This window comes from Streptococcus infantis (assembly GCF_047460875.1).
In the GTDB taxonomy this organism is placed as follows: domain Bacteria; phylum Bacillota; class Bacilli; order Lactobacillales; family Streptococcaceae; genus Streptococcus; species Streptococcus infantis_AA.
Genome location: NZ_JASHFI010000005.1, coordinates 38062 through 61750, shown reverse-complemented (window position 1 = coordinate 61750; position 23689 = coordinate 38062). Strand labels below are relative to the sequence as shown.

Genomic DNA, 23689 nt, shown 5'->3' with positions numbered 1-23689 from the left:
AGTTTTTCTAAAAAATGATTGAATAGAAATGTAGAAAAGGAGGGACATCATGAACCCATTAGATTTGTTTAATCAAGTAAAGGAGCTAATCGAGAAAAAAGATTTGGCTGCAGCAAAAACCTTTGTCGAAGAAAATAAGGACCAGCTCGGTGAATACCTTAGTCAGGCTCAAAGTTTGATTTCAGGATCAGAAGGAATCGGTAATCTTGTTGATAAGGTCAAAGACCTCTTCTAATAGTCAAAAGGCACCTGAAAACCTCAGGTGTCTTTTTGTATTTTCTTCATGAAGGCTGGGATATGTTGACTGATCGTTGTTGGCAGAACTACAAAATTGTCCTCAGCCAGTTCTTGGGCAATTGCTGAGTGCAAATAAGTCGCTACTGCGACCCTTTCATAGAGGCTAACTTGTGGGAATTGACCAGCAAAACCGGCAATCATCCCAGCCAGAGTATCACCCATTCCTCCAGTTGCCTGATAGGGGCCACCGACACTCAGCTGATAACAATCAACTTGTCCAGCTTGCCAGATTCGAGTAGCTGGACCTTTTTGAACCAAAATCGTTCCTGAAGGAAAACTCATCAAAGCCTCTCCTGTTTCCTTGCTTCCTTGGGAATCCAAATCTAAGCCTGACAAGACTTGCCATTCCCTCTGGTGAGGAGTTAAAACAAGCTGGGCTTTGGGGAATTTCATTTCCGTCTTAGCAAAAATGGATAAGGCACCACCATCCAGTATGAGAGTCTGGTCTTGATTTGAACGATGAAAGACTGTTTGAAGAAGCTCTTCTCCACGCTCATCATCCACTAGTCCAGGTCCAAGCAAGACAATATTAGCTTTCGGCAACTGTTGCTCAAGCAATTGCTTATCGTCAAGAGTAAAAGCCATAGCCTCCGGCAGATGGCTATGCAGAGCTGGAATATTCTCTTTATCCGTTGCTACTGTCACCAATCCTGCGCCACTTTTAACAGCCCCTAAGGCAGCCATAATAATCGCTCCCCCATAGGGATAAGTTCCCCCGATCAAGAGAAGACGCCCATAGTCTCCCTTATGACTAGAACGAGAACGCTCGATGATCACTTTTTTCAATAGAGCTTGATCAATCTCTTTCATACACTACTCCTTCACTTCAACTTATCCTTACTATTTAGTACTTGATTAACCTTGGTATTCCAAGCCTGTAACCCTTCTCCCTCATAGTCTAGGTAAATCACTCTATCTTGTAATTGACAAGGAATCAAACCTTCAAAACAAGCCTTATCTTTTGAAGGAATAACACACAAATGAAGAAAGGTATCCAAATCTAAACTATCTCTTACCTTCGCAACATGATAGCCATCAAAGATATAACCTGGTGCTTGAATTAATTCTTCATACAGAAAATGAAAACTAACGCCAGGAATGAACTTTTCTTGCAATTCCTCCTCAGAAGGTGCCCTTCCTAACAAACGCTCCATAGCGAGTCGGTAACCCGAAGTCGTATTAGACCATCCGAACATGATATAGTCAAAATAGTCTGCTGGATCAGAAGCTGCATTACGACTATCTGTAACTAGCTCAGCCCCACTTTTACCAAATACTTTTACCGCCGACATGAGTTTTCCAGTCTGAAAAATAGCCTGAGCCACCTCAACTGTACAAGTATGACTACAATAATCTGAGGTAACCAACTTCCTCTGGATATCATAGGTAGAAGCTACAAGGCGATGACTTGGTCTGTAGGGAGGAAAAAAGCTATGCTCTTGCAAGTAATCATAAATTTGTATATTTAATTCATGATTCTTACATTCCACAATGGTCTGACGATGATGGTCCTGTTCGTAAGCAATAAACTTTGCTAGCTTCTCCAATTCCCATTCTTGAATCTGAGGATAGTTTTCAAGAGCAAATTGATAGATCCCATCCCACTGGAGACTAAAATCTGCATTACAAACTTTTACAATCATGGTCCTTCTCCTCACATTCTCTTACTTCAATTATACACCTCACTACCCAATTAATAAAGAGAGTGGGACAGAAATCGGTAATTCGTTAGAATTCGATTTCGTCGTCCCACCTCCGCACAGTTGAGTAGGGCTGTAAAAGCTGATGAAATCAGCGTAGTAGAGCCCACTCAACCACTGCGTCTTGCTCGACAATCCAAAGACAATTGAGAGGCTAGGACTTTTGTCCCAGCCTCTTCATTTATAACGATTAGCTTTTTTAGAGCTGGGAGTTTTCAACCTTACTTTTCTTTACGTTTAACAGTTAGTAAAGCCACTGATAAAACAAGACTGAGACTTGCTAGGAAGGCAGCTGTATCAGATCGACTTTCACCTGTTTCTGGAAGTCTTGCTGAACTTGCTTTTCCTGAAGCATTTTCAAGGACCTCACCCTGAGTTGCTGGGCTATGATCTAGTTCTACTGGTTTTACTGGTTCTTGATTTTGTTCTTTATAGACAATCGCATAAAGTCCTAGATCTTTGGTGACAAATTCAACTGTGTCACCTACTAACGTCACCTTTTGAACCTGCAAGCCTTGATCTAAGCTCATGTGATAAACCTCTTGAACCTGACCCTTGACTGGCAATCTCACTAGAACTGCACCCTTTGGATCAACCATTTGGTTATCTTTATCTAGCAATTTCACTTGATAAGCATCGTATTGCTTACCAGCTAATTCTTGGCGTAGAACCTTTTGAACTTGAAGCTTGAGATTAGCATCCAAGTCTTGAGATAGCCCTGCTACCAGAACTCCAGTTTCCTTATCAGATAAGATTTGAACCTCTGCAGTTGGTTTTTCCACACTTGGGGCTGGCTCATTTCCCACTGTAGCCAATGTTCCTGTGTATTCTGGCAGCTCGTTCTTGGCTGCTTCCACAGCATTAACGCCACCTGTAAATTCTGGGGCTTCGTTCTTAGCAGCTTCTACTGCATTGACACCACCTTCAAATTCTGGCACTTCTACTACAGGAGCTGGATCGTCGCCTACTGTGCCGATTGCTTCTGTGTACTCTGGCAACTCATTTTTAGCGGCTTCTACTGCATTGACACCACCTTCAAATTCTGGCACTTCTACTACAGGAGCTGGATCGTCACCTACTGTGCCGATTGCATCTGTATATTCTGGTAATTCATTCTTAGCGGCTTCTACTGCATTGACGCCGCCCTCAAATTCTGGGACTTCTACTACTGGAGCTGGTTCGTCACCTACCGTGCCGATTGCCTCTGTGTATTCTGGAAATTCATTCTTAGCGGCTTCTACTGCATTGACACCACCTTCAAATTCTGGGACTTCTACTACTGGTGCTGGCTCTTCACCTGCTGTCCCGATTGAGTCTGTGTATTCTGGCAACTCATGCTTAGCGGCTTCTACTGCATTGACACCACCCTTGAATTCTGGGACTTCTACTACTGGTGCTGGCTCGTCGCCTACTGTGCCGATTGCCTCTGTGTATTCTGGCAATTCATTCTTAGCGGCTTCTACTGCATTGACACCACCTTCAAATTCTGGGACTTCTACTACCGGAGCTGGCTCTTCACCTGCTGTCCCGATTGCATCTGTGTATTCTGGCAATTCATGCTTAGCTGCTTCTACTGCGTTAACACCGCCCTTGAATTCTGGGACTTCTACCACTGGAGTTGGCTCATCACCTGCTGTCCCGATTGCGTCTGTGTATTCTGGTAACTCGTTCTTAGCTGCTTCTACTGCATTGACTCCGCCCTCAAATTCTGGGACTTCTACCACTGGAGCTGGCTCATCACCCTTACTTGTAGTAATGGCTGGTTTGACCTTGACTTCAACAACTCGATCTTGCGCCTCAGTCGTATCTGTATGAACAGTGGTACGGTTAGATCCTAGAACCTCAACATAATCAACTCTTTCACCCTTCTTACCTTCTGAGATTACACGACGTTCATCTTGAGCTAAGTCATTGTTTTCACGAATAATTTCCTTAAATGGAATTTCGGTCTTGACAACTTCTAAACTTGGTCGTTCGAGAACAGGACTTTGGTCACCTTCTTCAGGAACTATACGGTGACTAGGCTTGAAGTGAATACGATATTCCTTGACAAGACTACCATCCTTAGCAAGAAGACGAACAAGGCTAGGAAGGTTATCCTGACTAGACTCAACAACCGTTGTCACACCGTGACCACTTGCTTGAGCAGTCACCTGTGGTTTAGTGCCATTTAAGTTCACTGTATAATCTGATACCTCAGGATCAAAATTTTCCAATGCTTTTCCAGCAACCGAAATAGTCACTGAAGGAGTTTCCACATCGTTTGCTTTAGCAGGAGAGTAAGCACTAAACTCAACCATTGCTAGACCATTAGTTGTCGATTTACGAGTCATGCGTGCTCGAATAGCTGTTGTCTGAATTGGATCAAAGGTAAATTCGATTGGCTTACCAGCCACGATTTCTCCAGACGCCTTATAAGGAATTTCTTGCCAGTTCTCTGCCTTGTTAAATGGATGATCCGCATTCTCTTCATAGCGAGAAATAGTGCTTGGTTCTGTATAGGCAGGCCCAACATATCTTTCTAATACCATTGTCGCTGGTGCGTCTGTTCCACTGTCCTTAAAGAACTGAATAGCTACTTTTCCAACAGACTGAGGTGTAATCTGACCATTCTTCTTAAAGAGAATTCCCACAGATGTTTCTTGATCTTTCGGAGTACGAGACCAGTTAGTCCAACGTCCATCTTCGTTAAAGTGACCATCGTTGATATAGAAAATTTTATCCCGAGAAGCTGCTTGTGTATCATTTGTAGTAGATGCAAAGGCTTTAGAATCTGTCGCATTATTGCTTGCATTTTCTGAGATAACTTGATTACCTTTTGTAACAACTGTTACTTGCATCTTGGTTGTTAAGTCTGTTCCTAGAACATGACCAAGCACTTCAAAGTTACCTTCTTGGGCAGTCGCATGTTCTGGAACTGCATCCCATTGGACAGCAAGGTTAGCTTTAACCCAGCCAGTCTGTGATGGATAGTAGACCGTTACTTCGGCAGGCAATTGAAGTTGATCACCAACATTCAAGGTCTGAGCACTATTTTCCGTAGCTACTGGTTGTGTTGTTTCTTTTTCATCATCACGGAAGATGCGATATTCTTTCAAGATGGTTCCGTCTTCTGCTTTCAAGATAAGGCGTGTCGCACCTTTTTCACTTGTTGCAGGAACAACTGTCACCACACCGTTGTTGCTGGCTGTTGCAGTGATTTCCTTGCTTGCTTGAGGAATATAATAATCTGTCTTAGACGGATTGAAATGCTCAAGCTTCTTACCATCTACTTGGATAGAAATTTCTGAGCTGGTAGCACTTGGAACCTTACTTCCTAAAATAGTGATTTCTGTCAAACCGACACCAGCAGTTCCATCTGCTTTCTTCATACGCATACGAACAGCATAAGTTTCAACCTTATCAAATGTAAAGTGGTTTGTTTGACCTGCAGATAATTGTCCTGGAGCTTTGAGATGTTCAACTTCTTTCCAGTTGGCAGCATTGTTGAATGGATGGTTGGTATCACGTTGAGCATTATTGACATCATTTGGAAGATCTGGAACTTCTTGACCGACATAGTATTCAATAACATATTCTTTTGGAAGTCCGATTGCCCCGTCTGTATAGAAATCAACTGATAGATTGTCGACAAAGCGCTTGGTCAAATCACCAGAGTTACCAAACAAGATAGATGCCCAGTCATTATCAGTACCTGTTTGCCATGTAGTCCATCGATTCTTAACATCTGTACTGGCTCTTGAAACTGTCAAGTCGTTCAGGGTACTTGCCGAATCATCACCACCCGTATTGGATACAATAGCAGCTGGCAATTGAGAACCAGTCCACTGTTTAGAGATATTATTTCCAGCAACAACTTGACTAGAAACACGGACATGGGCCTTGGTAGTTAGATGGCTACCCACTAATTGACCCTTGATTTCATAGATGCCTTCAGTCTGACTAAAGTTTTCAGGAACCTTATCCCAAAGGACATCTTTATAGACAGTTGTTCCATTAGAATGATAAGCACGAACACTAGCAGGTAATTGAACCGTTTCACCCTTAGGTAGAGTTAAACTGATTTCCTCAGCAACCTGCAAACCTTCTACAGTCACATTGGCAAGAGCTTCAATATCTGTGCCTTCTACATGACCTTTAAGGGTAAAGCTATGATAGTAGCTCAAATCTTTTGCATCTACCTTGTCCCAAGTTACAGCTACCTTACGAGGCAAGCCCTTATCAAATTCTGCTCCGATTTGATCAGGCAAATTCGGTTGCTGATTGATATCTGTAGAGATAGAAACAGGATGAAGTTTGACAATTTTCTTGTCTACTGTATTTTCTTTGATGACCAGTTCAGTTGCTACAGACTGAGTCTTATCAGTTTGATTGTCAATACGAGGAGTGAGGGTTACACTACCTTTCTTGTAAAGAAGCAAGTTCTGACCATTCACCTCAAGATGAGCACCATCAGCTGACTTAGCTTCCAAATGGATATCTGATGCTGAAAATTCACTCTGTGAACCATCTTCGTAATGTCCAATGACATGATAAGGGAGGACTTGATCTTCTGTTGCATTTTCTTTACCTTCTACACTTACTTCCAAGCGTGTCAAGGCAGGAGCTTCCTTCACGAATTGAATCAAATATGTTTGAACCAAATCGCCCTTCTGGTCACTCAAGAATACAGAAGCCTGATAATCATTAGCTGCTGAAGCTTGTTGAACTGTTACCTGATAGCCAGTAGTTTCTGCACCAACACTTGGGATTTTAGCAGTATAAGGAAGGGATACTCGGTAGTAGGTCTTTCCAGACTCAAAGTTTTCAAGAGTCTTATCTCCAACTGTGAGACCTGTAACAGTACTTTCTGTTTCCTGATCACTTGCGATAAAGGTTGCTGTCACCTCGTAGTCATTTCCAACTAATTTACCAGTTGCTTCAGTACGTCCACCTTCTTTTGTCAAGGCATCAGGATCTTTCAAGGTCCAAGAAACGACATCCGCATCAACCAAGTTACCATCTGACAAAACAGCCGTTACAGTTTTATCCAAATCTTCTGCTGCTGTTCCCACTGGGACAGTCGCAACTTTAGGCAACCACTTATCGAGTGCAACCACCTTAACAAGGGCTTCAGCCTTGGCTTCGAGTCCTTCCACACTACCAAGGACTTTTTTCTCACCAGCACTTGAAAGGAGATCTTCTGGGATGTCCCAAGTCACAGCTTTTTCTTCGACACTACCATCGCTATAAATAGCTGTCACAGTCTCTGGCAATTTTGGATCCTCGCTGACATCAGTTCTTGCCTTAACTGGAGCATAGGCTACAAAGTGACGATTTTCTTTCTTGCCTGAAACGGTTGTGACTGTTGCCTGATCTGAAGCCAAGCCTGCAGAATCCGCATAAAGAGTGAATTTACCTTCTTTTTCAGTAGATTTTACAATGACAACACCTTTACCATTGAAGGCTTTTCTTTGCCATGTACCATCTTTCTGAGCCTTATAACGTTCACGGCTAGCTTGTTCCCCATTGTCCACACCAACGATTTGGCCTTGGCCATGAAGATTGAAATGAACAAGATTATTGGCAGTTGGTACAACATTGCCGTCTTCATCAACGATTTCATAATGGATATAAGACAAATCTTTGCCATCTGCAGTGATGACATGCTCTTCCTTGGTGAGACGAACTCTAGCTGGCTCCCCTGCTGTTGTCACACTATCACGCGCAATCTCTTTTCCATTTTCATCACGAGCAATAGCAGTTAAGGTACCTGGTTTATAGTCAACCAACCACTCAAGATACAATTCACTTGGTTTAGCTCCCTCGTGATAAGGGCGCCCATCTTCAGTTCTTTTCTTAACAAATTCTTTCTTACCGAGGGACTCATTGTTCAAGAACAATTCTACGCTAGCGGCATTTGAGAAGGTCCGAACTGGAACCTTGCCATTGACCAGCATATTACGTTCCTTGAGCGTTTCTTCTGTCCAATTCCAGTGAGGCATGATACGAACAGTTGGTTTTTCTTTGGCACTATACCACTCACTACGGTATAAATAGAAATCATTCTTAGGCAATCCTGCCGTATCAATAATACCAAAGTAAGAGCTTTTCACTGGTGTATTATCCTGGTTATGCCAAGGTGTAGGTTCACCGATATAGTCGAAACCAGTCCAGATGAACTGACCTGCATAGCCAGCACGATCACGGTCAAAAGTCCAAGATTCAGTAGCTGTTCTACCCCAGGCTACACGGTCATTACCATAGTCTGATTGTTCATAGTGACGATTTGGGCGATTGTCGTGCCAGAGTAAATGAGCAGGATCAAAATAAGAATCTCGAGTTCGAGTCGCTGAAGAGGTTTCAGAACCATAAATCAACCAATCTGGATGTTCCTTACGAACCGCATCATAATTCCGTTCCCCATAGTTCATACCAACAGCATCCATGATTGCTGCCAATTCTAAGAACAAGCCTGTAGACCTACGACTAAATTTATTTTCCCCCATGGTCACATAGCGTTCTGTATCGATTGCTTTGATGATGGCTTTCAAACGCTTGGCTGTTTCTAGCGAACGCTCACCACCATCTGCTTCATCAACTTCGTTACCGAGTGACCACATAACGATAGATGGATTATTTTTATCACGTTCGACCATGGTTCTGAGGTCAAAATCAGACCACTTCTCACCCTTCTTGGCTTCTGGGTGAGTTGCATCTTGGTCAAAGAAACGTCCATAGTCATACGTTTTCTTGCCACGATACCAAGTATCAAAGGCTTCTTCTTGCACCAAAAGTCCTAGACTTGCCGCAGCGTCGAGCAACTGTGGACTTGCTGGATTGTGGGTTGTACGGATAGAGTTAACTCCCATATCTTTCAGGAGTTTTAATTTACGATAAGTTGCCTTATAATTTTCTTCTGCTCCCAAGGCACCGTTATCATGGTGGATACTAACCCCATGGAATTTCATTCTCTCACCGTTCAAAGAGAATCCTTCTTTGGCTGTCCAGTTAAAATAACGGTAACCAAAAGTATCTTCTGTTACATCAACTAGCTGACCTTCTTTATAAACCTTGGTTTTCAGAACATAGAGCTGAGGATGGTAGCTTTTGGTTGTCCAGAGGGTTGGCTTATTAACCAAAATCGTTTGCTTAAAGTCAGCTGTCTCATTTCCTGCTAGACTCTTAGTTACAGAACGAACCAAATCTGAAACAGCCTTACCTTCCTTAGTAAAAATCTGTTGCTCCACAAATACCTTGGCTAAAGTCTTGGCAGTATTTTTGATCTTGCTTTGGATTTGTGTTTCAACATTGCCATCTTTTTGTTCAGCTAGTTTTGGAGTTGTAATATGATTTCCATTTTCAGCAACTTGTACCTTATCACGATAGCTTAAAGTCACATCGCGATAGATACCACTTCCTGAGTACCAACGACTACTTGGCTGCTTATTGGTAACTTGGACAGCAATAGTATTTTCACTACCATCTTTATTTAAAAATTCAGTAATATCGTATGAAAAATGATTGTAACCACTTGGATAATGACCTACAAATTTACCATTTACATAGACCTTAGAGTCCATGTAGACACCATCAAAGTTGATCCGAACATCCTTGTCCTTGGCAGCTTCGTCAACCGTGAAGGTCTTACGATACCAGGCAGTACCCCCGTTTAATTGACCACCCTCATTTCGAGCAGGAGACTTGTGATCAAAATCAAAATAGATACTCCAGTCATGAGGAAGGTTCAACTTAGACCAGTCATGAACATCCACATCTTTCTTAGAAAAGTCACCTTGAGCGTTTAGTTTAAAATACCAGTCTTTGTTGAAATTTTGTTTTCTTTCTTCAAGGAGCTGATTTTCTTTTTCCTTTTCTTTTGTGGCTTGAGGTGATTCACTTGCAGAAGCTTTTTCTTCCTTGCTTTTATCGTCCGTTACAGGTTTATTCTGGTTAGTTGTATCTGTATGTTCTTCTCGAACTACTGGCTTTTCAGCACTTGCTTCTGAAACTGTAGACTCTTTCCCATCCACTTCAGTAGCAGGTTTTTCAGTTTTTTCTTCCTTAGGACTAACTACTTCCGCTTCCTTTTTTTCCTTAGGACTTGTTGCCTCAGTCACCTTTTCTTCAGTTGCTGGTTTTGCGGATTCATCCGCATCATTTCCTTCTTCTTCAGTAGCGGAATCTTGTGGGCCATTTTGCTCAGCTTTTGCAATGGCTGCAGCAAGATCATCTGGAAGCTTATCTAAAGGTTGAACTTGGTGAATTGTTTCCTCGCTGGAACTAGTTGTTTCAGTTTCAGCAGCTTGAGCCACCTGAAGACCAAATATACTAGCTCCAATCATAACCGAAGCCGCACCAATGGCAAATTTACGAATACTATAATGACACCGTCTTTCAAAAAATCTCTTATCCATTATTGTTCCTTTCCAATGTTCTAGTAAGCGATTACATTTTGCTTCAAAAAATAAACCTCCCTCTAGACGCTTACTTATTTTATCCATATAAATATTGATGCTTTTAATATATCAAAATAGTAGAGTTTTTTCAATAATTTGTAGAAGTTTTACTGTAATTTTATTAAAATAAGTGCAAGAAAAAAACAAGTTCACTTTTTAGAACTTGTTTCTTCACTATCTAGAATAAATGCTTGTTCTATCTATCCAAGCTACGCAATGCAGCTTGATAAGTTTGCTCCATCAGCATGGTAATGGTCATAGGCCCAACTCCACCAGGTACGGGGGTGATATGACTAGCAATTGGTGCAACAGCCTCATAGTCAACATCGCCACAAAGCTTGCCATTTTCATCTCGGTTCATCCCCACATCAATAACAACAGCCCCAGGTTTAACAAAGTCAGCAGTCACAAATTTGGCACGACCGATTGCTACCACAAGAATATCAGCTTTAGAAGCTACCTTAGCAAGGTTATGAGTTCGTGAGTGGGTCAAGGTTACAGTTGCATTCTTAGCCAACAGTAACTGGGCCATGGGTTTCCCAACAATATTGGAACGACCAATAACGACAGCATTCTTACCTTCTAGTTCAATCCCATACTCATGAAACATTTCCATAATCCCGGCAGGAGTTGAAGGAATCATAACTGGGTGACCAGACCAAAGACGTCCCATGTTGAGCGGATGAAAACCATCCACATCCTTTTCTGGATCAATGGCTAGTAGAACAGCCTCTTCATCGATGTGTTTTGGTAATGGTAACTGCACCAAAATCCCATGCCAAGCTGGATCTTGATTGTATTTGGCAATCAAATCCAACAATTCCTCTTGGGTAATTGTTTCAGGAACTCGCACAACTTCACTCTGGAATCCTGCTGCAATAGCTGAACGTTCCTTGTTACGAACGTAAACCTGACTGGCTGGATTGTCCCCAACCAAAATAACCACCAAACCAGGCACCAATCCCGTCTCTTCTTTCAATTTCGCAGTCTTTTCAGCCAATTGTCCCTGTAACTTGGCCGCCAAGGCCTTCCCATCAATGATCTGTGTCATGTGTTTTCTCTTTTCTAACAAATATCTTCTATTATATCAAAAATATACTTGTCCCTCTAACACTTCTTACCTAAGAGTCCTTATAGTCTGAAACTATAAGAAAAAGCCCACTTGGAGCTTTTCTAATAAACGATATTTTACAAAACCTTACTCAAGAAATCCTTGGTTCTTTGTTCTTGGGTTTGTTCAAAGACTTGCTCTGGAGTTCCATCTTCGACAACAACACCGTCAGCCATAAAGATGACACGGTCTGCCACTTCACGCGCAAAGCCCATCTCATGCGTCACGATGACCATAGTCATTCCTGACTTAGCAAGTTCTTGCATAACCGCTAGTACTTCCCCTACCATTTCTGGGTCTAGGGCAGAAGTCGGTTCATCAAAAAGTAGGACATCTGGTTCCATGGCAAGACCACGAGCAATAGCGATACGTTGTTGCTGCCCACCAGATAAACTTTGTGGATAAGCATCTGCCTTATCTGGTAAACCAACCTTTTCCAAGAGCTCATGCGCTATCTTCTCAGCAACTTCCTTACTTTCCCCTTTGGTCTTGATAGGAGAAAGCGTGATGTTTTCCATTACTGTCATATTTGGAAAGAGATTGAACTGTTGGAAAACCATTCCCATATTTTCACGCATGGCAAAAAGGTCATTCTTCTTATCCGTAATGTCTACTCCTTCAAAGATAACCTTTCCTTTAGTAGCTTCTTCGAGGAGATTCATTGAACGAAGGAGGGTTGACTTACCGCTACCTGACGGTCCGATAATGACCACTACCTCACCCTGTTTGATTTCTAGGTTAATGCCCTTGAGCACTTCATTTTTGCCAAAGTTTTTATGGAGGTCTTCAATTTTAATTAGCGTTTCTGTCATTATTTCTTATCTCCTTGTCCCATACGATTTTCAAAAGCCTTCAAAGCCATTGTCAAGATAGATGTCATAATTAAGTAGTAAAAGGCTGCAAATAAGAGTGGTGTTAAGGGCAGGTAAGTAGTCGTTGACACTGTAGTAGCTCCATTCCACAACTCCATAACACCAATAGCTGACAAGAGCGAGCTATCCTTAATAATGGTGATGAACTCATTCCCCAAGGCTGGCAAGATATTCTTGATTGCCTGTGGGAGAATGACATAGCGCATAGCATTTTTAGGACGAATTCCTAGCGAATAGGCTGCTTCTAATTGTCCTTTTGGAACTGCATTAATCCCAGCTCGAACTGTTTCTGATACGTAGGCACCACTATTCATTGAAATGATGATAATCCCTGGAATTAACCGAGAAAGCTCAATCCCTAAAATCCCAAACTGAATCGTAGGTGCATCAATACTCATGAGCGCAAATGCAATCATAATCTGGACCATCATAGGTGTTCCACGGAAAATCCAGATATAAATATTGGCAATCCATGCTAGAGGTTTGATTTTTGAACGTTGAGCAAAGGCTAGGAGCACACCCAAAATTGTCCCAAAAAAGACAACTAAAACAGAGATCAAGACTGTTACGAGGGCACCATAGTTAAAATATGGTAGATATTTAGGTAAAAAAGAAAAATTCATAGATACACTACTTTCTAACTTAAAACTTGTATGAGTATAACATATTGTGTATAAAAATTCAACATCTTTTCCTGATATTTTCAATAAAATTTCAAAGAAAACAGAAATAGCGAGAAATCTTAGTTTTTTCTAGTCAAGTAGATACTCTTTATGGTAAAATAGTAAAGATAAGAAATGGAGGAGAATCAAAATGGAATCACATTTGGTTAGAATCATCAACCGCCTAGAAGCAATGACAAAAGATGGTGGTAACTTAAAACGTAACTTTGAGCGCGAGGGAGTTGTTGTAGCTGAAGTTGCTTTTAACCATGATGAAGAAAATGGCCCAATCTTTACTCTTCGTGATGTTGAAGCTCGTGAAACATATACTTTTGATAGCATCGACTTGATTGCGATGGAAATCTACGAACTTCTATACTAATGATAGATATACAGAGAGTGGGACAAAAATCGGTAATTCGTTAGAATTCGATTTCGTCGTCCCACCTCCGCACAGTTGAGTAGGGCTGTAAAAGCTGATGAAATCAGCGTAGTAGAGCCTATTCAACCACTGCGTCTTGCTCGACAATCAAAAGAGAATTGAGAGGCTAGGACTTTTGTCCCAGCCTCTTCACTAACGAGAATCCTTTTTGTACTGCAAATAGGATTTTTTCTTATACTCAAGACTTAACTATATTTAAGCGAACTCAATGAAAATTCAAAAATTAGCTAGAAGTAGCTCTTATTTTTACTTTTAAATTAGAAAAAGACTGATGCGATCCGTAAAAAGACTAACTCAAGTGATGCTGACCTAGTTTATAAGATTTCAAAAACATTAGCACTCTATTATCAAAAGTGCTAATACCTAATCTTTTTACTTGAATTGCCCAATAATCATGATATAATGAAACTATACAGTCATTTGACTATTTTTGACCTTTCAGATTTAGTCAGTGCTAAGAAAGAAATGAGGTGGCGGTATGCTCTGTCAAAACTGCAAAATCAATGACTCAACAATCCATCTTTATACCAATCTCAATGGTCAACAAAAGCAAATCGATCTCTGTCAAAATTGCTACAAAATTATCAAAACTGATCCTAACAATAGCTTATTTAAAGGAATTACAGATTTAAACAACCATGATTTTGATCCCTTTGGAGACTTCTTCAACGATTTGAATAACTTTAGACCTTCTTCTAACAACAATATTCCTCCAACCCAGTCAGGTGGCGGTTACGGAGGTAATGGTGGTTACGGCCCTCAAAATCGTGGGCCAGTTCAAACTCCTCCACCTAACCAAGAAAAAGGACTCTTGGAAGAGTACGGTATCAATGTAACTGAGATTGCTCGTCGTGGAAATGTTGACCCTGTTATCGGTCGTGACGAGGAAATCATCCGCGTCATTGAAATTCTTAACCGTAGAACCAAAAACAACCCTGTCCTCATCGGTGAGCCCGGTGTTGGTAAGACAGCTGTTGTCGAAGGCTTGGCTCAAAAAATTGTTGATGGTGATGTTCCCCATAAGCTTCAAGGCAAAGAAGTCATTCGTTTAGACGTTGTTAGCCTAGTTCAAGGCACAGGTATTCGTGGTCAGTTTGAAGAACGCATGCAAAAACTCATGGAGGAAATTCGCAAACGCGATGATATCATCCTCTTCATTGACGAGATTCATGAGATTGTTGGAGCTGGATCTGCAGGAGATGGCAATATGGATGCAGGAAATATCCTCAAACCAGCCCTTGCTCGCGGTGAACTCCAACTTGTTGGAGCTACTACTCTCAATGAATACCGCATCATTGAAAAGGATGCCGCCTTAGAACGACGTATGCAGCCTGTTAAGGTAGATGAACCAACAGTGGAAGAAACAATCACTATCCTTAAAGGTATTCAAAAGAAATACGAGGATTACCACCACGTTCATTATACCGATGCTGCTATCGAAGCTGCCGCTACTCTTTCTAACCGCTACATCCAAGACCGTTTCTTACCAGACAAGGCCATCGACCTTCTAGATGAAGCTGGTTCTAAAATGAATCTTACTTTAAACTTCGTCGACCCTAAGGTTATTGATCAACGCCTAATCGAAGCAGAAAATCTTAAAACTCAGGCAACTCGTGATGAAGACTTTGAAAAAGCGGCCTACTTCCGTGATCAGATTGCCAAGTATAAGGAAATGCAAAAGACCAAGGTAACCGACCAGGATACTCCAATCATCAGTGAAAAGACGATTGAACACATCATCGAACAAAAGACCAACATCCCAGTTGGGGATCTCAAAGAAAAAGAACAATCTCAACTGATCAATTTAGCGAATGACCTTAAAGCCCATGTCATCGGCCAAGACGATGCTGTCGATAAAATCGCTAAAGCTATCCGCCGCAATCGTGTCGGTCTTGGTTCTCCAAATCGTCCGATCGGCAGCTTCCTCTTTGTCGGACCAACTGGCGTCGGAAAAACTGAGCTTTCTAAACAATTAGCTATCGAACTCTTTGGTTCTGCTGATAGTATGATTCGCTTTGACATGAGCGAATACATGGAAAAACACAGCGTAGCTAAACTCGTCGGTGCCCCTCCAGGATACGTAGGCTATGATGAAGCTGGACAACTGACTGAGAAAGTGCGTCGCAATCCTTATTCTCTCATTCTCTTAGACGAGGTAGAAAAAGCCCATCCAGACGTTATGCATATGTTTCTTCAAGTCTTGGATGATGGTCGCTTGACAGATGGTCAAGGGCGTACCGTTAGCTTCAAGGATGCCATCATTATCATGACTTCAAATGCAGGTACTGGTAAGGCAGAAGCCAGTGTTGGATTTGGTGCTGCTAGAGAAGGTCGTACCAACTCTGTTCTTGGGGAATTAGGCAACTTCTTTAGTCCAGAATTCATGAACCGCTTTGATGGGATAATCGAATTCAAGGCTCTCAGCAAGGAAAATCTCCTTCAAATCGTTGACCTTATGCTGGATGATGTCAATAAGCGCCTTTCAAGCAATAGTATCCACTTGGATGTTACAGATAAGGTCAAAGAAAAACTTGTAGACCTTGGCTATGATCCTAAAATGGGAGCACGCCCGCTCCGTCGAACCATTCAAGATTATATCGAAGATGCCATTACTGACTACTACCTTGAAAATCCTAGAGAGAAGGATTTCAAGGCAGTCATGACAAGCAATGGTAAGATTATCATAAAATCAAAAAATAAATTGGAAACAGTTGATTCAAATGACTAATTCCTTCATACTAAAAGAATGTTCTTACTTGACAGTAAGAGCATTCTTTAATATGATAGAAAGAAAGCGCAATCACGAAGGAGACATTTATGACAAATCCTACATTTGGAGAGAAAATTGAGGGCGTAACCTACAAGACTCGTTACGGTGTTTATGCAGTCATTCCTGATGCAAAACATGAAAAGATTATCCTCGTTCAAGCTCCAAATGGTGCTTGGTTCTTGCCTGGTGGCAAGATTGAAGCAGGTGAAGACCACTTTGAAGCTCTCAAACGAGAATTGATTGAAGAATTAGGCTTTACGGCTGAAATCGGTAGCTATTATGGTCAGGCTGACGAGTATTTTTATTCTAGCCATCGCGATACTCACTACTACAATCCAGCCTATCTCTACGAAGCAACCTCTTTCCAAGAAGTTCAAAAACCCTTGGAAGACTTCAATCATCTAGCCTGGTTCCCAATTGATGAAGCTATTGCTAACCTCAAACGTGGAAGTCATAAATGGGCTATCGAATCTTGGAAAAAACAACATCAAATTTAAATTAACTTTCCCAATTTTTCCAAAAAGTGCTATAATAGACATAGAAACTCAGGAGGAAACCCTATGAAGCTCATCAACACTACTAATTCACACTCGCAACTTGTTAAAAGTCAGTTAGAAAGCACCGATGCAACACTTGTAGAGGTTTATTCTGCGGGTAATACAGATGTTATTTTTACCCAGGCACCGCTTCATTACGAAATCCTCATTTCAAATAAACATCGCGCTATCCGAGAAAAAGAGATGGAGAAAATCCAAGAATTTTTCTTAAATCGTAAGATTGACAAGCAAAATATCGATGAAGCTAATATCAAGACCCTCTACTCTGAAAAGCTGATTGAAATTTCAATCCCTACAAAATAATTCTTAGCCATATTAGACAGCACCCTATGAAGTTAGATTATTATGTCTAACTCCATAGGGTACTTTTTATCTGCTCTAGCCATTTATATAAATATATATTAATATAAATGTTTTTTCAATATTTTATTAGAGAAGCATCTAAACTACTAAATTGGTAGATATTTCTGTAAATCTTTAATATTTTTATCGAAAAAATTAATATGTTTTGTTATAATGTTAGAGAATTGGAAAAGGAGCTTATAAATGGAAAAAATAATATATAGAAGAGCCAGACTAGACGAATATCAAAAAATTGGAAAAGTGGTGGCCGACAGCTTCTTTGATTATCCTTTTTTAACTCTAATCATAGATGATCTTAAGAAACCTGAATACTATCCTGCTTTTTTAGAACTATTGGAGAGTCTCCTTACTCGCCTCTATATCAAAGAAGAGACCTGTTTAGTAGCTGAACAAGATGGAGAAATACTAGCTGTCGCCTTATTACAACAAAATGATTTTTCTATCTTATCTTACTTGCTAAATGGTGTCATAAAACTGTTTCGCTACATTAGCCCACGAAATTTTTTGAAGTATCTTGATTTAGTAGACCGTTCCGAAGAACATTTGAAAAAATCTAATAGCTTTGACTGGTATTTGATGCTCCTTGCAGTCAATCCATCCGTTAAAGGACAAGGTGTGGGCAGTGCTTTTCTTAGAGACGCAGTTGAGCCCTATGTCAAATCCAAGGGCTGCAAGCGCTTAGGGCTCATTACCAGTACAGAAAAAAATGTTCCATTCTATAAAAAGAATGATTATGTATTGCTAGATTTTATGGAGTTAGAGTATGGGACTAAGTCCATTGGGAACTGGGCTTTTTTAAAGACTATCAATAAATCATGACCACCCGTCAAACGGGTGGTTTGTACCAGGGCTATAAGCCCAGATAACTAGCCAGCGCCTAAAGACGCTGGCTTTCACTTTGTTCAAGCCTTATTGCATTTGACTCGTCACAAGCCTCTCAAAGAGGCATATGTACTACTTGCCACTATCCCTAAAGGGATCTTCATATTCTTTTACACTCAACTTATCTAAAGCAATATCTTTTCGCTCTTGTTCCTGAATGTATTTCTTTATTGTGGCTTCATTGAGGCCAACTGTACTCACATAATATCCCTCTGCCCAAAAATGGCGATTTCCAAACTTATATTTCAGATTTGCGTGTTTATCGAACATCATTAGAGCGCTTTTACCTTTCAAATATCCCATGAAACTTGAAATACTAATTCTAGGTGGAATACTTACTAACATATGTACATGATCAGGCATTAAGTGTCCCTCGATAATCTCAATACCTTTATAACTACATAATCGATGGAATATTTCTCCCAAACTACTTCGATATTGATTATAGATCACTTTTCGTCTATACTTAGGGGTGAACACAATGTGATATTTACACATCCATTTTGTATGTGATAAACTATGTGCTTTTTGAGCCATATTTTTCTCCTTTCGCTTTACAATTGGCTTGAACACCTTAATTGTATCGCGTTTGGAGTTTTTTGGTATAACCTTCGATGCGCACCCGCATAGCGGGTGGTTTTTTTGTCTCGCACCTAACGGAGCAAGACGGACTGAAAGTCACATAATAAAAGTAAAAAAGGAGTTTAAATCAACTCCTTTTTTATGTTACTTAACTGCTTCTTTCAAGGCATCAACCTTGTCCAAGCGTTCCCATGGAAGATCGATATCTGTACGTCCCATGTGTCCATAAGCCGCTGTTTGACGGTAGATTGGACGTTTGAGGTCCAGCATTTGGATGATTCCTGCTGGACGAAGGTCAAAGATTTGACGCGCTGCTTTTTCAAGTTTGCTTTCCGCTACTGTACCAGTACCAAAGGTATCGATACGAACAGATACAGGTTGGGCTACACCAATTGCGTAAGCCAATTGCACTTCAGCTTTCTTAGCAAGACCTGCAGCAACAATATTTTTAGCAATGTAGCGAGCTGCATAAGAAGCTGAACGGTCAACCTTAGTCGCATCCTTACCAGAGAAGGCACCACCACCGTGACGTGAGTAACCACCATAAGTATCCACGATGATCTTACGACCAGTCAAACCTGAGTCTCCTTGAGGTCCTCCGATAACGAAACGACCAGTTGGATTGATGAAGAATTTAGTCTCATCGTCAAGATAAGAAGCTGGAATCACTTCCTTGATAACCTTGTTAATCACATCCTCATGAATCTGTTCATTGCTGACTTCTGGATCGTGTTGAGTTGAAATAACGACTGTATCCACGCGCACTGGCTGGTCATTTTCATCGTACTCAACAGTAACTTGAGATTTAGCATCTGGACGAAGATAGCTAATTTCACCAGACTTACGAAGCTCTGCTAAACGACGAACCAACTTGTGACTGAGTGAGATTGGAAGCGGCATAAGTTCTTCAGTTTCATTAACTGCAAAACCAAACATGAGACCTTGGTCCCCAGCTCCAATCAAGTCAAGTGGATCTTTATCAGCATTTCCACGAACTTCCAAGGCTTCATTAACACCTTGAGCGATATCTGGAGACTGCTCAACAAGTGATGGGTGAACTCCCACCGTCTCTGCAGAAAAACCATACTCAGTGTTGGTATAGCCAATCTCTGCAATCGTATCACGTACGACACGGTTAATATCTACATAAGCTGTAGTTGAAATTTCTCCAAATACATGAACTGAACCAGTATAAACAGCTGTCTCAGCAGCAACGTGTGCTTCTGGATCCTGCTCTAAAATAGCATCCAAGATAGCATCTGAAATTTGGTCTGCAATCTTATCTGGGTGCCCCTCAGATACAGATTCAGACGTGAAAAGTTTACGTTCTGACATAAAAAATGTCCCCCCTTAAAAAATATTCGTTATAGAGTTACAAAGAACTGGTAGGAAGAGTATTTACAATCAATCCCACCACCTTATCGGGACCATATAACCTAACTATTATAACACGAATCTTTAAAAAATACTCGTATGATTACTATTTTTCTTAATTGGAAAATGTTTTCTAATCTTAACCAAAAAAACTCTTAAAGTGGATAGGATTTCCAACTTCAAGAGAATTCTTAAAAACTAATTATTTTCTAGATAAAACTCAAAACGTTCTCCGACGTATTGGCTCTTCACATACTCAAAAGCTGTACCATCATCAAAGTAAGAAACCTGAGTCAGTCCTAAAATAGCATGCCCCTTTTCTACTTCCAGATAATGAGCAATCTTTTCCTTGGCTAAGCGAGCATAAATAGTCTGGTGAGATTTACCAATCCGATAACCATGTTTCTGTAAGGTTTGAAAGAAGTGCTTGGTTACTTCTTCTTTTTTGAAATTTTTGATAAATTTCTCAGGAATAGACGCCACTTCATAGACAACAGGGACTTTGTCGGCATAGCGAACACGTTCCATACGAATGATGTTATCAGTTGGCAGTAAACCAAGTTTAGCCACTTCTTGCTCATTTGGAATGGTTCGACGATAAGAAATCAAGTGACTAGACGGAGTTTTCCCTTGAGCTTTAACAATTTCCGTAAAACTAGTTGTTCCACGCATTCTTTCCTGAACACGTGTGCTTGAAACAAAGGTCCCACTACCTACACGTCGTTCCAAAACCCCTTCTTCAACCAAAAGAGAGATTGCTTGACGTAAGGTCATGCGGCTAACGGCAAATTCTTCTGCTAAATCTCGCTCACTTGGAAGTCTTTCCCCAATTTTCCAACTTCCCTCATCAATGTCTTTCTTGATTTGGTCGTGGATTTTCATATAAGCTGGTAACATGCTTGATCACTTCTTTTCTTTATTTTTTCCATTGTACCGTAACTCATAGGGAAAAGTCAAACCGCACTTGTTTGGTTGGTAATTCTAACCCTTTTATGATAGAATATTCAAGAAGATATTTCTTTTAAGAAAGGGAAAAGATGAGCAACATTTCAACTGATTTGCAAGATGTCGAAAAGATCATCGTACTGGACTATGGTAGCCAGTATAACCAACTCATCTCACGTCGTATCCGTGAGATTGGTGTCTTTTCAGAACTAAAAAGTCACAAGATTTCGGCTGACGAAGTCCGTGCTATCAATCCTATCGGGATTGTACTTTCAGGTGGTCCAAACTCTGTTTACGAAGAAGGTTCATTTGATATTGATCCAGAAATTTTCGAACTGGGAATTCCAATTTTAGGAATTTGCTACGGTATGCAACTATTGACTCACAAGCTTGGAGGAAAGGTTGTTCCTGCAGGTGACGCGGGTAACCGTGAATACGGTCAATCAACATTGACTCACACAGAATCAGCTCTTTTTGCGGGTACTCCAGATGAACAACTTGTCTTGATGAGCCACGGTGATGCTGTTACAGAAATTCCTGCTGACTTTGTTCGTACTGGAACTTCTGCAGACTGTCCTTATGCATCTATTGAAAACCCTGATAAGAAAATCTACGGTATCCAATTCCACCCAGAGGTTCGTCACTCAGTTCACGGCTATGATATCCTTCGTAACTTTGCCTTGAATATCTGTGGTGCCAAAGGTGACTGGACCATGGATAACTTTATCGAGATGCAAATCAAACAAATCCGTGAAAAGGTTGGAGACAAACGTGTTCTCCTTGGTCTTTCAGGTGGTGTTGACTCTTCTGTTGTCGGGGTTCTCCTCCAAAAAGCTATCGGTGATCAATTAATCTGTATCTTTGTAGACCACGGTCTTCTCCGCAAAGGGGAAGCTGACCAAGTGATGGATATGCTTGGTGGTAAGTTTGGTTTGAACATTGTCAAAGCAGACGCTGCCAAACGTTTCTTGGATAAATTGGCAGGTGTTTCTGATCCTGAACAAAAACGTAAGATTATCGGTAACGAGTTTGTCTATGTCTTTGATGATGAAGCAAGCAAACTTAAAGATGTGAAATTCCTTGCTCAAGGAACGCTTTACACTGACGTGATTGAGTCTGGTACAGATACTGCTCAAACCATCAAGTCTCACCACAACGTTGGTGGTCTTCCAGAAGACATGCAGTTTGAACTGATCGAGCCACTCAACACTCTTTATAAAGACGAAGTTCGTGCCCTTGGTACTGAACTTGGTATGCCAGATCACATCGTATGGCGCCAACCATTCCCAGGACCAGGACTTGCTATCCGCGTCATGGGTGAAATCACTGAAGAAAAACTTGAAACTGTTCGTGAGTCAGACGCAATCCTTCGTGAAGAAATTGCCAAAGCTGGACTTGACCGCGATATCTGGCAATATTTCACTGTTAACACTGGCGTTCGTTCAGTAGGTGTTATGGGAGATGGCCGTACTTATGACTACACCATCGCTATCCGTGCTATCACTTCTATCGACGGAATGACAGCTGACTTCGCTAAGATCCCTTGGGAAGTCCTCCAAAAAATCTCTGTGCGCATCGTAAACGAAGTTGACCACGTTAACCGCATCGTCTACGATATTACAAGTAAACCACCTGCAACTGTTGAGTGGGAATGATTTATAAACATGATTTGAAGTGAAATGGTTGTTTTAACAGCACTTTAGGTTATTATAAAAGGTTAAAAATCAATCAAAATTGATTGGTTCCCCACCAAAAACCCCACCAGAAATTATTCTGATGGGGCTCTTTTTGTTTTAAGGATGTAGAATCAAAATTTATTTAGGAGTGACGATAGTATATATAGTTAAAATAAAGATACTCAATTTTAGTGAATCTTAGATCTTTTTTCGAGTAAATATCTTTGCCAAGGTATCAGCATAAAATTCAGGCGTGACATCTTGCTTTTGAACCTTATCCAGTAATTGTACAAAATATTCCTTCTCAGTACCCTTTGTATTAGAAATAATACTTAACAAAAATCTATTTAATTCACCAGCTGCGTTTTCTGAGTTGTAGGATTCATAGAATTTTTGATAATATTTATCGTATTTCTCGTTTTTTTTGAGTAAGTTCACTTCCTCTTGCTTATCTAAAAGTTGTTGATAAGAGACATTAAGATCAAGCCAATCTTTTTCAAACTGTTCGAGTAATTTGTCTGAGACTTTTTTCCTATTATAATATAGCTTTACCAAAGGGATAATATCTATCCATACCTGATCAATGAAAACTTTAACAATCTTGTCTTTAAAGATAAGTAAAGGCTTATCATCACATGTATGAACACGATATCCATCTGTCTGTAATTCATTTATCAGGTCCCCAATATGAGTTTCTGATGTATTGACTATATATTGTTTCAGCCATTGTGGCATATTAGGATCTTGGATATGCCCAGACGCGCTCAAATGTTCGCCATCTATTCTTCTAGTTTCACCTTTTTCTAGACGACCTGGTACTCGTGTGCTAGAAATAGTATATTTTTCAATGATATCTCCCTTTTGATAATATTCATTGTGAAATCGTTCGTATTTATTGGGTTTATGAATTTTTGTTCGATAAATTAGTTTCATTACTATTCCTTTACCATTCATCATTTATCAAATTAAGCTAGACAATTTTACCTAGACTAGAAAAACTTGATACGGAGTTTTGTTG

Annotated in this window: 17 protein-coding genes; 7 read left to right on the top strand and 10 right to left on the bottom strand. The window is 40.6% G+C overall.

Annotation, left to right across the window (positions count from 1 at the left end; translation table 11 throughout):
- Positions 1 to 49: 49 nt before the first annotated feature.
- Positions 50 to 235, top strand: a complete 186-nt coding sequence (locus QM887_RS04885) for a hypothetical protein (RefSeq protein WP_414270773.1) — start codon at positions 50 to 52, stop codon at positions 233 to 235.
- 23 nt (positions 236 to 258) lie between these two features.
- Here QM887_RS04885 and QM887_RS04880 read toward each other — a convergent pair whose 3' ends face one another.
- The 6 genes from QM887_RS04880 to QM887_RS04855 all read right to left on the bottom strand — a co-directional run bounded on the left by QM887_RS04880 (position 259) and on the right by QM887_RS04855 (position 13041).
- Entirely contained in the window at positions 259 to 1107 is an 849-nt protein-coding gene (locus tag QM887_RS04880; RefSeq protein WP_414270771.1) for an NAD(P)H-hydrate dehydratase, read from the bottom strand.
- 11 nt (positions 1108 to 1118) lie between these two features.
- The gene (locus tag QM887_RS04875; protein ID WP_414270770.1) at positions 1119 to 1940 is read right to left on the bottom strand and encodes a phosphate ABC transporter ATPase; all 822 of its coding nucleotides are present in this window, start codon (positions 1938 to 1940) and stop codon (positions 1119 to 1121) included.
- 278 nt (positions 1941 to 2218) lie between these two features.
- Entirely contained in the window at positions 2219 to 10393 is an 8175-nt protein-coding gene (locus QM887_RS04870; protein ID WP_414270769.1) for an SIALI-17 repeat-containing surface protein, read from the bottom strand.
- Positions 10394 to 10631: 238 nt separating this feature from the next.
- The gene (locus QM887_RS04865) at positions 10632 to 11486 is read right to left on the bottom strand and encodes a bifunctional methylenetetrahydrofolate dehydrogenase/methenyltetrahydrofolate cyclohydrolase (RefSeq protein WP_414270768.1); all 855 of its coding nucleotides are present in this window, start codon (positions 11484 to 11486) and stop codon (positions 10632 to 10634) included.
- 137 nt (positions 11487 to 11623) lie between these two features.
- Complete coding sequence (locus QM887_RS04860) at positions 11624 to 12358, bottom strand: amino acid ABC transporter ATP-binding protein (protein ID WP_414270767.1); 735 nt, start codon at positions 12356 to 12358, stop codon at positions 11624 to 11626.
- On the bottom strand, positions 12358 to 13041 hold the full coding sequence (locus tag QM887_RS04855; RefSeq protein ID WP_075229563.1) for an amino acid ABC transporter permease: 684 nt from the start codon (positions 13039 to 13041) through the stop codon (positions 12358 to 12360). The genes QM887_RS04860 and QM887_RS04855 overlap by 1 nt, the downstream gene beginning before the upstream one ends.
- Positions 13042 to 13231: 190 nt before the next feature.
- On the opposite strand from QM887_RS04855, the gene QM887_RS04850 reads away from it, so the two are divergent.
- The 5 genes from QM887_RS04850 to QM887_RS04830 all read left to right on the top strand — a co-directional run bounded on the left by QM887_RS04850 (position 13232) and on the right by QM887_RS04830 (position 18031).
- Entirely contained in the window at positions 13232 to 13462 is a 231-nt protein-coding gene (locus QM887_RS04850) for a DUF1797 family protein (protein ID WP_000443576.1), read from the top strand.
- A gap of 538 nt (positions 13463 to 14000) precedes the next feature.
- Positions 14001 to 16250, top strand: coding sequence for an AAA family ATPase (locus tag QM887_RS04845; RefSeq protein WP_414270766.1), 2250 nt, complete (start codon positions 14001 to 14003; stop codon positions 16248 to 16250).
- An 89-nt stretch (positions 16251 to 16339) separates the two neighbouring features.
- Entirely contained in the window at positions 16340 to 16789 is a 450-nt protein-coding gene (locus tag QM887_RS04840; RefSeq protein ID WP_414270765.1) for an NUDIX hydrolase, read from the top strand.
- 63 nt (positions 16790 to 16852) lie between these two features.
- Positions 16853 to 17152: a DUF1827 family protein gene (locus tag QM887_RS04835; protein ID WP_049528781.1), complete on the top strand. Its 300-nt coding sequence runs from the start codon at positions 16853 to 16855 to the stop codon at positions 17150 to 17152.
- Positions 17153 to 17395: 243 nt separating this feature from the next.
- Complete coding sequence (locus QM887_RS04830) at positions 17396 to 18031, top strand: GNAT family N-acetyltransferase (protein ID WP_414270764.1); 636 nt, start codon at positions 17396 to 17398, stop codon at positions 18029 to 18031.
- Between the two features lie 135 nt (positions 18032 to 18166).
- On the opposite strand, the gene tnpA is transcribed toward QM887_RS04830, so the two are convergent.
- The 3 genes from tnpA to QM887_RS04815 form a co-directional block, all read right to left on the bottom strand.
- Positions 18167 to 18631, bottom strand: a complete 465-nt coding sequence (tnpA, locus tag QM887_RS04825; protein ID WP_414270763.1) for an IS200/IS605 family transposase — start codon at positions 18629 to 18631, stop codon at positions 18167 to 18169.
- A gap of 189 nt (positions 18632 to 18820) precedes the next feature.
- Positions 18821 to 20011, bottom strand: coding sequence for a methionine adenosyltransferase (gene metK / locus QM887_RS04820; protein ID WP_414270762.1), 1191 nt, complete (start codon positions 20009 to 20011; stop codon positions 18821 to 18823).
- Positions 20012 to 20248: 237 nt separating this feature from the next.
- On the bottom strand, positions 20249 to 20947 hold the full coding sequence (locus QM887_RS04815; RefSeq protein ID WP_006153641.1) for a GntR family transcriptional regulator: 699 nt from the start codon (positions 20945 to 20947) through the stop codon (positions 20249 to 20251).
- Between the two features lie 140 nt (positions 20948 to 21087).
- Here QM887_RS04815 and guaA point away from each other — a divergent pair, with 140 nt between their 5' ends.
- Complete coding sequence (gene guaA, locus QM887_RS04810; protein WP_070677582.1) at positions 21088 to 22650, top strand: glutamine-hydrolyzing GMP synthase; 1563 nt, start codon at positions 21088 to 21090, stop codon at positions 22648 to 22650.
- Between the two features lie 219 nt (positions 22651 to 22869).
- Here the strand turns inward: guaA and QM887_RS04805 are convergent, their stop codons facing one another.
- A complete protein-coding gene (locus QM887_RS04805; protein ID WP_414270761.1) occupies positions 22870 to 23628 on the bottom strand; it encodes a hypothetical protein in 759 nt (252 codons plus the stop codon).
- Positions 23629 to 23689: the final 61 nt, after the last annotated feature.

Excerpts from the sequence above, each read along its gene's own strand:
- metK (WP_414270762.1), bottom strand. The coding sequence starts at position 20,011 with ATGTCAGAACGTAAACTTTTCACGTCTGAATCTGTATCTGAGGGGCAC.
- QM887_RS04830 (WP_414270764.1), top strand. The coding sequence starts at position 17,396 with ATGGAAAAAATAATATATAGAAGAGCCAGACTAGACGAATATCAAAAA.
- QM887_RS04845 (WP_414270766.1), top strand. The coding sequence starts at position 14,001 with ATGCTCTGTCAAAACTGCAAAATCAATGACTCAACAATCCATCTTTAT.
- QM887_RS04865 (WP_414270768.1), bottom strand. The coding sequence starts at position 11,486 with ATGACACAGATCATTGATGGGAAGGCCTTGGCGGCCAAGTTACAGGGA.
- QM887_RS04840 (WP_414270765.1), top strand. The coding sequence starts at position 16,340 with ATGACAAATCCTACATTTGGAGAGAAAATTGAGGGCGTAACCTACAAG.
- guaA (WP_070677582.1), top strand. The coding sequence starts at position 21,088 with ATGAGCAACATTTCAACTGATTTGCAAGATGTCGAAAAGATCATCGTA.
- QM887_RS04805 (WP_414270761.1), bottom strand. The coding sequence starts at position 23,628 with ATGATGAATGGTAAAGGAATAGTAATGAAACTAATTTATCGAACAAAA.
- tnpA (WP_414270763.1), bottom strand. The coding sequence starts at position 18,631 with ATGGCTCAAAAAGCACATAGTTTATCACATACAAAATGGATGTGTAAA.
- QM887_RS04875 (WP_414270770.1), bottom strand. The coding sequence starts at position 1,940 with ATGATTGTAAAAGTTTGTAATGCAGATTTTAGTCTCCAGTGGGATGGG.
- QM887_RS04885 (WP_414270773.1), top strand. The coding sequence starts at position 50 with ATGAACCCATTAGATTTGTTTAATCAAGTAAAGGAGCTAATCGAGAAA.
- QM887_RS04855 (WP_075229563.1), bottom strand. The coding sequence starts at position 13,041 with ATGAATTTTTCTTTTTTACCTAAATATCTACCATATTTTAACTATGGT.
- QM887_RS04860 (WP_414270767.1), bottom strand. The coding sequence starts at position 12,358 with ATGACAGAAACGCTAATTAAAATTGAAGACCTCCATAAAAACTTTGGC.
- QM887_RS04835 (WP_049528781.1), top strand. The coding sequence starts at position 16,853 with ATGAAGCTCATCAACACTACTAATTCACACTCGCAACTTGTTAAAAGT.
- QM887_RS04850 (WP_000443576.1), top strand. The coding sequence starts at position 13,232 with ATGGAATCACATTTGGTTAGAATCATCAACCGCCTAGAAGCAATGACA.
- QM887_RS04870 (WP_414270769.1), bottom strand. The coding sequence starts at position 10,393 with ATGGATAAGAGATTTTTTGAAAGACGGTGTCATTATAGTATTCGTAAA.
- QM887_RS04815 (WP_006153641.1), bottom strand. The coding sequence starts at position 20,947 with ATGTTACCAGCTTATATGAAAATCCACGACCAAATCAAGAAAGACATT.
- QM887_RS04880 (WP_414270771.1), bottom strand. The coding sequence starts at position 1,107 with ATGAAAGAGATTGATCAAGCTCTATTGAAAAAAGTGATCATCGAGCGT.